The 13,063-nt window shown below is 71.3% G+C and carries 14 protein-coding genes; 4 read left to right on the forward strand and 10 right to left on the reverse strand.

What is annotated here, in order from left to right:
* Positions 1–425: 425 nt before the first annotated feature.
* Positions 426–950, forward strand: coding sequence for a GcrA family cell cycle regulator (locus EU555_RS31300; RefSeq protein WP_135419248.1), 525 nt, complete (start codon positions 426–428; stop codon positions 948–950).
* A gap of 338 nt (positions 951–1,288) precedes the next feature.
* Here the strand turns inward: EU555_RS31300 and phoB are convergent, their stop codons facing one another.
* The 6 genes from phoB to pstS all read right to left on the reverse strand — a co-directional run bounded on the left by phoB (position 1,289) and on the right by pstS (position 6,879).
* Positions 1,289–1,990, reverse strand: coding sequence for a phosphate regulon transcriptional regulator PhoB (gene phoB, locus EU555_RS31305; RefSeq protein WP_135419249.1), 702 nt, complete (start codon positions 1,988–1,990; stop codon positions 1,289–1,291).
* 64 nt (positions 1,991–2,054) lie between these two features.
* Positions 2,055–2,774 carry a phosphate signaling complex protein PhoU gene (gene phoU / locus EU555_RS31310; protein ID WP_135419250.1) on the reverse strand — a complete coding sequence of 240 codons (720 nt, stop codon included), beginning with the start codon at positions 2,772–2,774 and terminating at the stop codon, positions 2,055–2,057.
* A 79-nt stretch (positions 2,775–2,853) separates the two neighbouring features.
* A complete protein-coding gene (gene pstB / locus EU555_RS31315; protein WP_135419251.1) occupies positions 2,854–3,666 on the reverse strand; it encodes a phosphate ABC transporter ATP-binding protein PstB in 813 nt (270 codons plus the stop codon).
* Between the two features lie 24 nt (positions 3,667–3,690).
* Positions 3,691–4,608, reverse strand: coding sequence for a phosphate ABC transporter permease PstA (gene pstA, locus EU555_RS31320; protein ID WP_135419252.1), 918 nt, complete (start codon positions 4,606–4,608; stop codon positions 3,691–3,693).
* A 25-nt stretch (positions 4,609–4,633) separates the two neighbouring features.
* Positions 4,634–5,608, reverse strand: coding sequence for a phosphate ABC transporter permease subunit PstC (gene pstC, locus EU555_RS31325; RefSeq protein WP_135419253.1), 975 nt, complete (start codon positions 5,606–5,608; stop codon positions 4,634–4,636).
* Between the two features lie 230 nt (positions 5,609–5,838).
* A complete protein-coding gene (gene pstS / locus EU555_RS31330; RefSeq protein ID WP_135419254.1) occupies positions 5,839–6,879 on the reverse strand; it encodes a phosphate ABC transporter substrate-binding protein PstS in 1,041 nt (346 codons plus the stop codon).
* Between the two features lie 302 nt (positions 6,880–7,181).
* Here pstS and EU555_RS31335 point away from each other — a divergent pair, with 302 nt between their 5' ends.
* Both EU555_RS31335 and EU555_RS31340 read left to right on the forward strand, forming a co-directional pair.
* Positions 7,182–7,481 (forward strand): hypothetical protein, encoded by a 300-nt coding sequence (locus tag EU555_RS31335; protein WP_245524583.1) that lies wholly within the window; start codon positions 7,182–7,184, stop codon positions 7,479–7,481.
* 369 nt (positions 7,482–7,850) lie between these two features.
* Positions 7,851–8,573, forward strand: a complete 723-nt coding sequence (locus EU555_RS31340; protein ID WP_135419255.1) for a sigma-70 family RNA polymerase sigma factor — start codon at positions 7,851–7,853, stop codon at positions 8,571–8,573.
* 97 nt (positions 8,574–8,670) lie between these two features.
* Here the strand turns inward: EU555_RS31340 and eutC are convergent, their stop codons facing one another.
* The 3 genes from eutC to EU555_RS31355 are packed head-to-tail and all read right to left on the reverse strand — an operon-like array spanning position 8,671 to position 11,722.
* Positions 8,671–9,444, reverse strand: a complete 774-nt coding sequence (eutC, locus tag EU555_RS31345) for an ethanolamine ammonia-lyase subunit EutC (RefSeq protein WP_135419256.1) — start codon at positions 9,442–9,444, stop codon at positions 8,671–8,673.
* Positions 9,441–10,820 (reverse strand): ethanolamine ammonia-lyase subunit EutB, encoded by a 1,380-nt coding sequence (locus tag EU555_RS31350; RefSeq protein ID WP_135419257.1) that lies wholly within the window; start codon positions 10,818–10,820, stop codon positions 9,441–9,443. Before EU555_RS31350 ends, eutC begins: the two co-directional genes overlap by 4 nt.
* 35 nt (positions 10,821–10,855) lie before the next feature.
* Positions 10,856–11,722, reverse strand: a complete 867-nt coding sequence (locus EU555_RS31355; RefSeq protein WP_135419258.1) for a transglutaminase-like domain-containing protein — start codon at positions 11,720–11,722, stop codon at positions 10,856–10,858.
* Between the two features lie 172 nt (positions 11,723–11,894).
* Here EU555_RS31355 and EU555_RS31360 point away from each other — a divergent pair, with 172 nt between their 5' ends.
* Positions 11,895–12,113, forward strand: a complete 219-nt coding sequence (locus tag EU555_RS31360) for a DUF6894 family protein (RefSeq protein ID WP_135419259.1) — start codon at positions 11,895–11,897, stop codon at positions 12,111–12,113.
* A gap of 70 nt (positions 12,114–12,183) precedes the next feature.
* Here EU555_RS31360 and EU555_RS31365 read toward each other — a convergent pair whose 3' ends face one another.
* The gene (locus EU555_RS31365; RefSeq protein WP_135419260.1) at positions 12,184–13,044 is read right to left on the reverse strand and encodes an SDR family oxidoreductase; all 861 of its coding nucleotides are present in this window, start codon (positions 13,042–13,044) and stop codon (positions 12,184–12,186) included.
* Positions 13,045–13,063: the final 19 nt, after the last annotated feature.

The following is a 13,063-nucleotide window of genomic DNA, read 5'->3' on the forward strand; positions in this document are numbered from 1 at the left end:
GCGCCGGGGCCACGCTTCCGAAAGACCGTGACGACAACCTTGGCTTGCGACGCCGCGGCGCGGCGGTTTAACCGTCGCGCGCGTGACGCCGTGGCGCGCCGGAGTCAGACTGGCGACCGGACAAGCCATTCAGGGAAATGAATATTTTCCGGTACCCGGTGGGTCCGGGCCGAGCCCCGCCAAGGGGCCGGGGTGAGCGCCGGAGGGGTCGAGGAGCCCGTCCCGGGGCGGGGAAAAGCCAACTCGGCCAGAGGCGGACTCTTGCGCGGATGTTAGGCCGTCCTGTAGGTTCACCCCGTCGCCACCGCCCGAGGCGTGGCGGCGATCACCAGCAGGATCGGACGGACTGAACGCGCGGTCGAACGGCGGGCCGCTCGCGGCTGCGCGTCGATTCCATGGGTGATGTCGGGGGAGTGGAGGCGGCGATGATGGATGCGGGCCCGAGCTGGACGAAGGAACGCGTCGAGCTTCTCAAGCGGCTGTGGAGCGAGGGCAAGAGCGCCAGCCAGATCGCCGCCGAGATCGGCGGCGTGTCCCGCAACGCGGTCATCGGCAAGGTCCACCGCCTCGGCCTCGCCGGGCGGATCGTGAAGCCGAACGGTGCCCCGCCCGCCGGCCGCAAAGCCCGGGGCGAGGCCGAACTGCCCGCCGCGCCCGCGCCCGAGACACCGGCCGTCCTGGCGCCCGCGCCGCCAGCCCTGGCCCTGATCCAGACCCAGGCTGCCGCTTCGCCCCCCGCCGTCGCCCTGCCGGAGAGCGCCCGCGTCACCATCATGGAGCTGCGGGAATTCATGTGCCGCTGGCCGATGGGCGACCCGTCCTCACCGGAATTCCGCTTCTGCGGCGACCGCGCGATCACCGGCCTGCCCTACTGCACCCATCACAGCCGCATCGCCTACCAGCCCGCCGCGGAGCGCAAGCGCGACCGCCGGGTCGTTGGATTCCGGTAGCGGCGCCCGCCCGTCACGCTCCGGGAGGCGGCGTCGCGCCGCTCCGGGCGAAACGGGCCGATCCCTTCCGATGGGTTGGGTGTATCGCTCGAATCCTAACGAATCCTGTCCGGCCGCCATGGTTGATCCGGGCGGCGTCCGGAATGGCGGGACCGCGGGCGGGCATCCTCCCTCCGGGCCGCGATCGCGCCGGCATCGTCGTCCCGGAGCCGCGCGGCGGAACCCGGGACGACCGGGCGCGGGATCGATGCGGGATCGGCCGCGTTGCCGCGGCGATCGGACGGCCGCGCCCAGGCCTGGCCGGTCGGCCCCGACCCGCAGGGCGGCCGGCCCCCTCGCTACTCCGGCGCGAACATCTCGTCGAAGGAGTAGCCGGAGCCGCGCACGGTGCGGATCGGGTCGGTGTCGCGGCCGCGGTTGATCGCCTTGCGCAGGCGCCCGATATGCACGTCGACGGTGCGCTCGTCGATGTAGACGTCGTGGCCCCAGACGCCGTCGAGGAGCTGCTCGCGGGAGAAGACCCGCCCCGGGCTCTGCATCAGGAACTCGAGCAGCTTGAACTCGGTCGGGCCGAGATGCAGCTCGCGGCCGTCGCGGCGGACGCGGTGGCTGACCCGGTCGAGCTCGATGTCGCCGGCGACGAGCAGGTCGGCGACGTGGGCGGGCTTGGCCCGGCGCAGCAGGGCGCGGACCCGCGCCAGGAGTTCCGGCACCGAGAACGGCTTGACGATGTAGTCGTCGGCGCCGGTGGCGAGCCCCCGCACCCGGTCGCCCTCCTCGCCGCGAGCCGTCAGCATGATGACCGGCAGCCGCTCGGTCTCGCGGCGGGCGCGGATGCGCCGGCACAGCTCGATGCCGGACAGGCCGGGCATCATCCAGTCGAGGAGGACGAGGTCCGGGACCTGCTCGCGCAGGCGGAGATCCGCCTCGTCGCCCCGGGCGACGGCGTCGACCTCGAAGCCCTCGGCCTCGAGATTGTAGCGCAGGAGGAGGGTGAGGGCTTCCTCGTCCTCGACGATCAGGATGCGGGTACTCATCATCGGCACTTCGGGCGGGGTCCGGTGGCAGGCCCGCTCCGGGCGTGAACCCGGGCGGGCCTGCCCGTCAGGCCTCGGGCTGGGAGTCGAGGGTGGCGAAGCTCGAGCGGTCGTTCTTGGGACGATCGGTCGGCAGCGTCTCGCCGGTGGCGAGGTAGTGGATGGTCTCGGCGATGTTGGTGGTGTGGTCGCCGATGCGCTCGACGTTCTTGGCGCAGAACAGGAGATGCGTGCAGAACGTGATGTTGCGCGGGTCCTCCATCATGTAGGTCAGGAGTTCGCGGAACAGCGAGGTGTAGAGCGCGTCGATGCCGCCGTCCCGGGCCCAGACGTCGAGGGCCGCGACCGTGTCCTGGGTGGCGTAGGCGTCGAGCACGTCCTTGAGCTGCTCCTGGACCAGCTCGTTCATGTGCTCCACGCCGACGACGATCTTCTGCAGCTGGACCTGGTCGCTGATCGCGACGACGCGCTTGGCGACGTTCTTGGCGAGGTCGCCGATGCGCTCGAGGTCGCCCGAGACGCGGATCGCCGAGATCGTCTCGCGCAGGTCGATCGCCATCGGCTGGCGCTTGGCGATGAGGAGGATGGCCTTCTCCTCGATCTCGCGCTGCAGCCCGTCGAGGCGCTGGTCGACGGCGATCACCGCCTGGGCGAGGGCGGCGTCGCGGCGCAGCAGCGCCTGGCCGGAATCCGCCACCATCTTCTCGGCGATCCCGCCCATCTCGGCGATGCTGCGCCGCAGGTTCTGCAGCTCCTGATCGTAGGAGGTGACGATGTGGCCCGACATGAGATGACTCCCCGCAATGAGGTGGGGTGTGTGGCGTGCGCCGGCCCGGCAGGGGCCGGCGGAGCGGTTCCGTTGCGCCTCAGCCGAACCGGCCGGTGATGTAGTCCTGGGTCTGGCGCTTCGACGGGTTCATGAACAGCCGGTTGGTCGGCCCGAACTCGATCAGCTCGCCGAGATACATGAAGGCGGTGAACTGCGAGATGCGGGCCGCCTGCTGCATGTTGTGGGTGACGATGGCGATGGTGAACTCGCCCCGCAGCTGCTCGATCAGCTCCTCGATGCGGCCGGTCGAGATCGGGTCGAGGGCCGAGGTCGGCTCGTCGAACAGGATCACCTCCGGGCGCTGCGCCACCGTGCGGGCGATGCAGAGGCGCTGCTGCTGGCCGCCGGACAGGCCCATGCCGGACTGCTTGAGCTTGTCCTTCACCTCGTCCCACAGCGCGCCCTTGCGCAGGGCCTCCTCGACGCGGTTGTCGAGGTCGGCTTTGCCGAGGCGCTCGTAGAGCCGGATGCCGAACGCGATGTTGTCGTAGATCGACATCGGGAACGGGGTCGGCTTCTGGAACACCATGCCGACCCGGGCACGCAGCTCGTTGAGGTCGATCGAGGGATCCAGGATGTTGCGGCCGTCGAGCAGGATCTGCCCTTCCGCGCGCTGCTCGGGATAGAGGCTGTAGATGCGGTTGAAGGTCCGCAGCAGGGTGGACTTGCCGCAGCCCGACGGCCCGATCAGGGCCGTGACCTGGCGGTCGAGGAAGTTGAGGTTGATGTTCTTCAGGCCCTTGAAGTCGCCGTAGAAGAAGTTGAGGTCCTTGACGGCGAGGCGGACCGGGGCGGATTCGTCGGCCGTGCTCTGGCCCACGACCGGCGCGGCGGTGGCGGTGGCGCTCATCGGGTGTCTCCAAGCAGGATGCGGTCAGCGCCCCTTGGGGCCGGTCAGGACGAGGCGGGCCACGATCGACAGGCCCAGGATGGTGACGGTGATGAGGAGCGCGCCGGCCCAGGCCAGCTGGCGCCAGTTCTCGTAAGGAGACAGCGCGAACTGGTAGATCATCACCGGCAGGTTCGCGACGCCGCCCATCAGGTTGCTGTTGAACCAGGAATTGTTGTTGAGCGCCGTGAAGAGCAGCGGCGCGGTCTCGCCGGCGATGCGGGCGAGCGCCAGGAGCACGCCGGTGACGATGCCGGACTGCGCCGCCCGCCAGGTGACGCTGCGGATCACGATCGAGGTCGGGGCGCCGAGGGCCGCGCCGGCCTCGCGCAGGGTCCCGGGCACCAGGCGCAGCATGTCCTCGGTGGTGCGCACGATCACCGGCGTCGCGATGATCGCCAGCGCCACGCCGCCAGCCCAGCCCGAATAGCCGCCCATCGGCCGCACCATCAGGGTGTAGACGAACAGGCCGATCAGGATCGAGGGCGCCGAGAGCAGGATGTCGTTGAGGAAGCGGATCAGGTTGGCGAGCGGCGAGGTGCGGCCGTACTCGGCGAGGTAGGTGCCGGCGAGCACGCCGACCGGCGTCGCCACCACGATGCCGAGGGCCGTCATCACCAGGCTGCCGAGGATCGCGTTAGCGATGCCGCCGCCCTCGGAGCCGGGGCCGGGCGTCACCTGGGTGAACAGGGCCGGCGAGAAGCCGCGCACGCCCTCGATGATGAGCATCAGCAGGATCGAGCCGAGCACCACCGCGCCGAGGGCGGTGGCGGCGGTGCAGGACACGATCAGGATCTTGTCGGCGGAGCGGCGGCTCGCGCGGACCCGGCCCCATTCCTGGGGCGCCGGGCGGGAGGGGGCGACCGGGGCGGCGCCCTGGACCGCGGCGGGGGAGGCGTTCATCGGGAAGCGTCCTGCGGAGTCGGGGTCAGGCCACCTTCGCGCGGCGCACCAGCAGCCGGGCGACGATGAGCACGATGAAGGTGACGATGAACAGGATGCAGCCGAGGGCCATCAGGGCGTTGAGCTGCATGCCGTCGGCCTCGTTGAACTCGTTGGCGATGCGCGACGCGATGGTCGAGCCCGGATCGAAGATCGACGCCGACAGGCGGTTGGCGTTGCCGATCACGAAGGTGACCGCCATCGTCTCGCCGAGCGCGCGGCCGAGGCCCAGCATGATCGCCCCGATGATCGAGACCGAGGCCTGCGGGATCAGCACGTGGCGCACGACCTCCCAGGTGGTGCAGCCGATGCCGTAGGCGCTCTCGCGCAGCACCGTCGGGATCTGGTCGAGCATGTCGCGGGTGATAGAGGCCACGAACGGCACGATCATGATCGCCAGGATGATGCCGGCGGTGAGCACGCCCACGCCGGACGGCACCTGGGCGTAGAACAGGGTGCCGACGACCGGCATGCCCTCGACGACGCTCGAGACCGGGATCTGCACGAAGCGCGCGAAGAGCGGCGCGAAGATGAACAGGCCCCACATGCCGTAGATGATGCTCGGCACGGCGGCGAGCAGCTCGATCGTCATGGCGACCGGGCGGCGGGCCCAGCCGGGGCAGAGCTGGGTCAGGTAGATCGCGATGCCGAGCGAGATCGGCACGCCGATGACCAGGGCGAGCAGCGCCGAGACGAGCGTGCCGATGATGGCGACGAGCGCCCCGTACTCCTCGCGTCCGACGTTCCAGGCGCTCGAGACGAGGAAGCCCGGGCCGAACGTCTGGAAGGCGGGCCAGCCGCCATAGGCGATCGAGGCGAGGATGCCGGCGAGCACCAGCAGGACGAGGAGCGCCGAGGCGAGGGCGGCGACGCGGAAGATGCGGTCGCCCACGGGGCTCGGGGCGCGGCGGGCGACTTCGGGCCTCGCCGCCACAGCGACGTTCTCAGACAACGCGACCATCCGGGTTTCCCTTGGAGTGAGCGGCCTTAGCGCGCTGGGCGGATCGAGGCGAGTCGGACGCGATCCGGCGGTCGATACGGGTCCGCCACCGGGATCTCGGCTTCGCTCAAGCGCCGCGCGGGCTCGGACGCGGCCGGCCGGGCGACCTTGCGCGCCCGGCCGGCCGCGTCGTGCGCCGGCGGAAGGGAGGGCGGACCCCGCCCTCCCGGTAATCTACGGCCGGGCGCCGGTCACATGCCGAGGACGGGCTTGCCGTCCTTGCCGACGATGCTCTTCCACTCGTCCTCGACCTGGCCCACGACCTTGTCGGGCAGCGGGACGTAGTCGAGCTCGCTCGCCATCTTGTCGCCGCTCTTGTAGGCCCAGCGGAAGAACTTCAGCACCTCGGCGGTGCGGGCGGTGTCGGCCGGGTTCTTGTGGACCAGGATGAAGGTCGCGGCGGTGATCGGCCAGGCCTTGGCGCCGGCCTGGTTGGTCAGCGAGATGCCGAAGCCCGGAGCGGCCTTCCAGTCGGCATTGGCGGCGGCGGCCTGGAACGCCTCGTCGCCCGGCATCGGGAACTGGCCGTCCTTGTTCCGGATCAGCGCCACCGGCAGGTTGTTCTGCTTGGCGTAGGCGTACTCGACGTAGCCGATGGCGTTCGGCACCTGCTTGACGACGGCCGTGACGCCCTCGTTGCCCTTGCCGCCCTGACCGGCCGGCCAGCTGACCGTGGTCGAGGCGCCGAGCTCGGACTTCCAGGCCGGCGACACGTCCGACAGGTAGGTGGTGAAGATGTTGGTGGTGCCGGACGCATCCGACCGGTAGACCGGGGTGATCGGGCCGTCGGGCAGCTTCACGCCCTGGTTCAGGCCGGCGATCTTGGGGTCCGACCACTTCTTGATCTTGCCCTGGTAGATCTCGGCCAGGACCTCGCCGGTGAGCTTGACCTCGCCGGTCTTCACGCCCTGGATGTTGACGACCGGGACGACGCCGCCCATCACGGTCGGGAACTGGACCAGACCGTCCTTGGTCAGGGCCTCGCCCTTCAGCGGCGCGTCGGTGGCGCCGAAATCGACGGTCTTGGCCTGGATCTGCTTGATGCCGCCGCCCGAGCCGATCGACTGGTAGTTCAGGCCGTTGCCGGTCTCCTTGCGGTAGGCCTCGGCCCACTTGGAATAGACCGGGAACGGGAAGGTGGCGCCGGCACCCGTGATGTCGAGGGCCAGGGCGGAGGTGGCGATCTGGGCGGTCGCGAGCCCGATGGCGAGCGCGTAGGAGAAGGGCTTCACTGGTATCTCCGTGTTCGGATCGGTCCGGCGGGGCGTTGGTCCGGGACGGAACTCGTGTCCCGGCGCCTCGCGTCGTCGACTGCCGGTGGGGACGTGACCGGTCTCCCCGACTGCGCCGGAATGTGTCCCGATCGTTGCCGGGGCCTCCGCCGCGCCGCGAGGGATACGCCCGGCGCGACGCCGGCCCTATGACGATCCCATGACGTTTGGATGACAAGCGCCGGCCGGTTGCGACGTTCCGCGCCCCTCGCGCGTTGGAAGTGCGAGCTACCGCAGGCCCTTTATCGACAGGACGCGCCGTTGTGCACAACCTCGACACGCTGACCGACGAGCCCCCGGATCCCGGCGCGAGCGGGCAGCCGGGCGGCGCCGGCGACCGGGACGATCCCCGGCGCCGGGAGCTCTTGGCCCTGCACGCCGAGCGGACGGAGCTGGAGCTGCGGCTCGCCCGCGCCGGCCAGCAGCGGGCCTACCTCGCCGACCCGGCCGCGGCCGCCGCGGCCGAGGCCGAGGAGGCCGCCCTGCTGCAGGAACTCGACCGCCTCATGACCCGGATCCGCGCGGCGGAATACCGGAGCCGCCCCGGTGCCCGGACCTGGTGACGGGCCCCGGGCCGGAACGGGATTCGCCACCGGCCCGGGAACCTGGGCCGTACGACGCCGTTGCCCCCGGACCCGGGCAGCCGGGGCGTGGCCGCGAATGCGGCCTGTGGCGTGATCAGGAGTGACGGCGATGGGTTGCGGCGAGGTGCGGAGCGAGGGCGCGGTGCGAGACCGGACGCGGCGCTGCTGAGCCGCCCGCCCGCGGCGATGCGCGCGTCGACAGGCGCGCCGCGCGCCCCACTTCCCCGCGCATGGAAGCTCCGGCGCGGGACAGCGCGAGCGGCCCCCGAAGGTTCCCGGTCTCCGACGATCTCGGGATCGCGACCGAGCCGCCGCACCGCCCTCCCCGCTCCCGAACGTGAGAGTCGCATGGCGTCCACCGACAATCCTAACCTCGCCGCTCCCTCCAAGCCCGGCCTGCCCCCGACCGTCCAGGTCCATCTCGGCCGCCAGCTCCGCGCCGCCTACGCCCCCCTCGAGACCGCCGCGACCCCGGAGATCTTCCTCGCGCTGATCGAGAAGCTCGAGGCGGCGCTCGCCGCGCAAGGCAAGGCGGTGGAGCCCGAGTTCCGCGAAGGCATGCTGGCGGCCCTCTCCTCGCTGCGCGCCTTCGCGCTCTCGCTCACCAACAACGCCGCCCGGGCCGACGACCTCGTTCAGGACACGATCCTGCGCGCCTGGCAGAACCAGCACCGCTTCCAGCCCGGCACCAACCTGAACGCATGGCTGTTCACCATCCTGCGCAACGCGTTCTACTCCGAGCAGCGCAAGCGGATGCGCGAGGTGCAGGACGAGGACGGCTCCTACGCCGCGCGCCTGTTCACCGCTCCCGACCAGGGCCACCGCCTCGACGTGCAGGACCTGCGCGCCGGCCTCGCCAAGCTGCCGCCCGACCAGCGCGAGGCGCTGATCCTGGTCGGCGCCGAGGGCCTGTCCTACGAGGAGGTCGCAGGCATCTGCGGCGTGGCGATCGGCACGATCAAGAGCCGGGTCAACCGCGCCCGCAACCGCCTCGCCGAGCTCCTCGGCTACAGCGACGACGACCTCTCCGGTGACCGCATGATGCAGTCCGCCATGGGCGAGGGCGTCTGACGCGTCGGCATGCGATCGCCCGGTGTCCGTGGTTGTCGCCCGCCCTGCGTGGATCGCCGGCAGGAACCACGGAAACGGGGCCCTTCGAGAAGCCGCGTCACGCCTCGATCATGCCCGTCGCCGCCGGCCCCGCCAGCAGCCGGTCGCTCTCGTCCTTGAGCGCCACGCCGGTCAGGCGCCGGGTCAGCGCCTGGTCGATCAGCCAGTGCAGCTTGAACGCCGCCAGGTCCGGCGTCAGCCCGGCCGCGCGCACGTTCGACAGGCAGTTGCGCTCGGCGTCCGTGCGTCCGGGGCGCGGATCGAAGGTGAGGTAGACGCCCAGGCTGTCGGGCGAGGACAGGCCGGGCCGCTCGCCGATCAGCACCGCGACGGCGCGGGCCCGCAGCAATGCCCCGACCGCGTCGCCGAGCGCCACCCGGGCTTGGGTCGCCACCACAACCGGGGCGAGGCGCCAGCCGGACCCGGTGAGCGCCGGCTTGAGGGCAGAGAGGAGCGGCACCGCGCCCTCGTGCACCGCCCGGGCCGAGAGCCCGTCCGCCACCACCAGGGCGAGGTCGACCGGCTCGCCGGCGGCCTGCGTCAGCGCCGCTGTCGAGGCCTCGTCGAGCCGCCGGCCGAAATCGGGCCGGCGCAGGTAGGTCGTCCGGTCGGGCGCCGCCGAGGCCGCCGTCAGGGTCCCGAAGCCCAGGGCCGCGATGCCGGCCCGCACCGCCTCGACGCCGAGGGGCAGGTGGACCGCGTCGCGGGCCTGGGCATGGGCGAGGCCGAAGCGCAGCACCTCCCGGGTCGGCAGGCCGGCGCCGGCCCGGCCGAGGGCGATGCGGGCCGGCGTCAGGGCGGCGAGGCGCCGCCAGCCATCCTCCGGGCTCACGCGGCGAGGCCTGGGCTGGCGGCCAGCAGCGGTGCCCCGCCCCCGGGCAGGAGCGCGCCGCCCGCATCGGTGAGGCCGATCCGGGCGAGCCACTCGGCGAATTCCGGCGCCCGCTTGAGGCCCATCACCTCCCGCAGGTAGAGCTGGTCGTGGAAGGACGTCGACTGGTAGTTCAGCATCACGTCGTCGGCCCCCGGCACGCCCATGATGTAGGTCACGCCGGCCGCGCCCAGCAGCGTCAGCAGGGTGTCCATGTCGTCCTGGTCGGCCTCGGCGTGGTTGGTGTAGCAGACGTCGACGCCGAGCGGCACGCCCATCAGCTTGCCGCAGAAATGGTCCTCGAGCCCGGCCCGGATGATCTCCTTGCCGTCGTAGAGGTATTCCGGGCCGATGAAGCCCACCACCGTGTTGACGAGGAGCGGCCGGAACGCACGGGCGACCGCGTAGGCCCGGGCCTCCAGGGTCTGCTGGTCGATCCCGTGATGGGCGTCGGCCGAGAGCGCCGAGCCCTGGCCAGTCTCGAAATACATCACGTTGTCGCCTAAAGTCCCGCGCCTGAGGGCGAGCGCCGCCTCCTGCGCCTCCTTGAGCACCGAGAGCGTGACGCCGAACGAGGCGTTGGCGGCCTGCGTGCCGGCGATCGACTGAAACACCAGGTCGACCGGCACGCCGCGGTTCATCGCCTCCAGCGTCGTGGTGACGTGGGTGAGCACGCAGCCCTGCGTCGGGATCGCGAAGCGGTCGATCAGCTCGGCGAGCAGGTGCAGCAGGCCGGTGAGGCCCTGGACCGAATCCGAGGCCGGGTTGATGCCGATGCAGGCATCGCCGCAGCCGTAAGACAAGCCGTCGAGGATCGCCGCGGTGATGCCGGCGGGGTCGTCGCTCGGGTGGTTGGGCTGGAGCCGGACCGCGAGCGTGCCGGGCAGCCCGATCGTGTTGCGCAGGCGCGTGACCACCCGCGCCTTGCGGGCGACCAGGATCAGGTCCTGGTTGCGCATGATCTTCGAGACCGCGGCGGCGATCTCCGGCGTCACCCCGGGGGCGATCCGGCTCAGCGTCTCGGTCGAGGCGGTGAGCAGGAACTCGCGGAAGTCGCCGACCGTCAGGTGGGCGATCCGCGCGAAGGCCGCGGCATCGTGGCCGTCGAGGATCAGCCGGGTGACGTCGTCGGCCTCGTAGGGGATCAGCGGCCGGGCCAGGATCTCAGGCAGCGGCACCGCGGCGAGGCACCAGCGCGCCGCCACGCATTCCTCGGCGCTCCCTGCTGCGAGACCGGCGAGCCGGTCGCCGGACCGGGGCGGGCTCGCCTTCGCCATCAGCTCGGCAAGGTCGGAGAAGACGAAGGTCCGGGGTCCGACGACGTGGCGATAGCTCATCGGCGATAGCTCCTGCGGGGCCTCCGGGGTGAACCCTAGCGCAGGCCATCCGCCGCGTCAGGCCCCGCCTCGGCGGTCGAGATCGCCGCGACCGTGCGCTCCCCGGTCTCCGGCGCGCCGTCGACCCGGTCGATGCGGATCTCCATGCCGGTGGGTCTCATCTCGCCGAACGGCGTCGCGAAGGCGATCTCGGCCGCGTCGCGCCCGACGCCGATCCGCACCAGCCCGTCGAGGTTGGCCTGCCGCGTGGCGTCGAACAGCCACCAGCGCCCGTCGAGATAGGCCTCGAACACCGCGTGGAAGTCGCACGGCACCAGCCCGTAGGCGTAGCAGCTGACGAAGCGGGCCGGGATGCCGAGCGCGCGGCAGAAGGCGGCGCCGAGATGCGCGAAATCGCGGCACACCCCTGCCCGCTTCAGGAGCGTCTCGTCGGCGGTGGTCTCCTCGTCGCTGGCGCCGCGCACATAGGCGATGTGGTCGTGGATCCAGTTGCAGATCCGGCTCACCCGCTCGAAGCCCGGGGCTGCGTCGCCGAACTCGGCCTGCGCGAAGGGAGTGAGGCGGTCGGAGGAGACGAAGCGGCTCGGCAGCAGATAGGGCAGGATGTCGAGCGGCAGGTCCTTGACCGGTGTCTCGCCGATGCCGGCCGGGTCGGCCCGGTGGGGATCGAGCGTCACGCGCGCCTCGTAGTCGAGGCTGAAGGCGCCGGGCGGGACCGTGACGGCGGCGTAGCGGTTGCCGGTGACCGGGGCGACGAGCCGGCGCACGGGCAGGTCGGGCGTCACCCGGAAGGTCTCCTGCAAGTCCCGATGCCGCTCCAGCCGCGCGACTTCGAGGTTGAAGATGAACACCGTCTCGGTCTCGACCGCATAGGCCAGACGGCAACCCACGGTATAGCGCACGGCTTGAGACCCTCCCGGCGAGCAGGCTAGGGTCAGGCAAGAGCCGCGCCGATTCGCTCCGCGGTCGGGGCTGCGCCGGAGCGGCCCGGTCTTTGCGTGGCTTTGGTTAGCCTGCGTTAAGGCCGCGGGCCGTGGGGCCCGGCAAGACCGGGGCGAGCCAGGAGGACAAGTCGTGCACCGCTACTTCTTCGACCTCGATGCCGGAACCTGGGATGCCCGCGACACGATCGGGGTGGTGCTCGCCGATCCCGGCGCCGCCCGCGCCGAGGCCATGCAGGCCCTGCGCTCCTGCGCCCGCGACCTCGCCCGGGCCGCCGGCGCGGTCCTCGCCATGAACGTCCGCGACGAGACCGGGCAGACGGTGTTCCGGGTGTCGCTGGCGGCGATGTAATCGCTTCAAAAAACTTCGGTTTCACGATGGAGCCGCCCCGGTACCTACCCCGGAGCGGCATTGTTGAGTGTCAGATCATCGGCTTGCCGCCGGTCACCGCCACCGTGGCGCCCGAGACGTAGCTCGCCTCCTCGCTCGCCAGCATCACGTAGACGGGCGCGAGCTCGACCGGCTGGCCGGGGCGCTTCATCGGGACCTGGGAGCCGAACTGGCGCACCTTCTCCTCGGGCATCGTCGAGGGGATCAGCGGGGTCCAGACCGGGCCGGGGGCGACGCAGTTCACCCGGATCTCCTTCTCGGCGAGGAGCTGCGCCAAGCCGCCGGTGAAGTTCTGGATCGCCCCCTTGGTGGTGGCGTAGGCGAGCAGCTGCGGGCTCGGCGTATCGGCGTTGATCGACGTGGTGTTGATGATCGCGCTGCCCGGCCGCATGTGCGGCACCGCCGCCTTTGTCAGGTAGAACATGGCGTGGATGTTGGTGCGGAACGTGACGTCCCACTCCTCGTCGCTGATCTCCTCGATCGACGACACGGTGGCCTGATGGGCGGCGTTGTTGACGAGCACGTCGACGCGCCCGAAGGCCGCCACCGCCTTCTCGACGATGGCGCGGCAATGGGCCGGGTCCTTGATGTCGCCCGGCACCAGCACCGCCTTGCGGCCGGCGGACTCGATGAGCTTCGCGGTCTCGCGGGCATCGTCGTGCTCGTCGTAATAGGCGATCAGCACGTCGGCGCCCTCGCGGGCGAAGGCGAGGGCCACCGCCTTGCCGATGCCGCTGTCGCCTCCGGTGATGATCGCCTTGCGGTCGGACAGGCGCCCCGAGCCCTTGTAGCGGGTCTCGCCGTAATCGGGCCGCGGGTCCATCTCGGCGTCGCGGCCCGGCATCGGGATCGGCTTCTGGCGCGCGAAGGGCGGCTTCGGGAAGTCGGTCATCGTCGAGGATCCTTGCGGA

Origin of the sequence: Methylobacterium nonmethylotrophicum (assembly GCF_004745635.1) — a bacterium.
In the GTDB taxonomy this organism is placed as follows: Bacteria; Pseudomonadota; Alphaproteobacteria; order Rhizobiales; family Beijerinckiaceae; genus Methylobacterium; species Methylobacterium nonmethylotrophicum.

Excerpts from the sequence above, each read along its gene's own strand:
- EU555_RS31300 (WP_135419248.1), top strand. The coding sequence starts at position 426 with ATGATGGATGCGGGCCCGAGCTGGACGAAGGAACGCGTCGAGCTTCTC.
- phoB (WP_135419249.1), bottom strand. The coding sequence starts at position 1,990 with ATGATGAGTACCCGCATCCTGATCGTCGAGGACGAGGAAGCCCTCACC.
- phoU (WP_135419250.1), bottom strand. The coding sequence starts at position 2,774 with ATGTCGGGCCACATCGTCACCTCCTACGATCAGGAGCTGCAGAACCTG.
- pstB (WP_135419251.1), bottom strand. The coding sequence starts at position 3,666 with ATGAGCGCCACCGCCACCGCCGCGCCGGTCGTGGGCCAGAGCACGGCC.
- pstA (WP_135419252.1), bottom strand. The coding sequence starts at position 4,608 with ATGAACGCCTCCCCCGCCGCGGTCCAGGGCGCCGCCCCGGTCGCCCCC.
- pstC (WP_135419253.1), bottom strand. The coding sequence starts at position 5,608 with ATGGTCGCGTTGTCTGAGAACGTCGCTGTGGCGGCGAGGCCCGAAGTC.
- EU555_RS31340 (WP_135419255.1), top strand. The coding sequence starts at position 7,851 with ATGGCGTCCACCGACAATCCTAACCTCGCCGCTCCCTCCAAGCCCGGC.
- EU555_RS31350 (WP_135419257.1), bottom strand. The coding sequence starts at position 10,820 with ATGAGCTATCGCCACGTCGTCGGACCCCGGACCTTCGTCTTCTCCGAC.
- EU555_RS31365 (WP_135419260.1), bottom strand. The coding sequence starts at position 13,044 with ATGACCGACTTCCCGAAGCCGCCCTTCGCGCGCCAGAAGCCGATCCCG.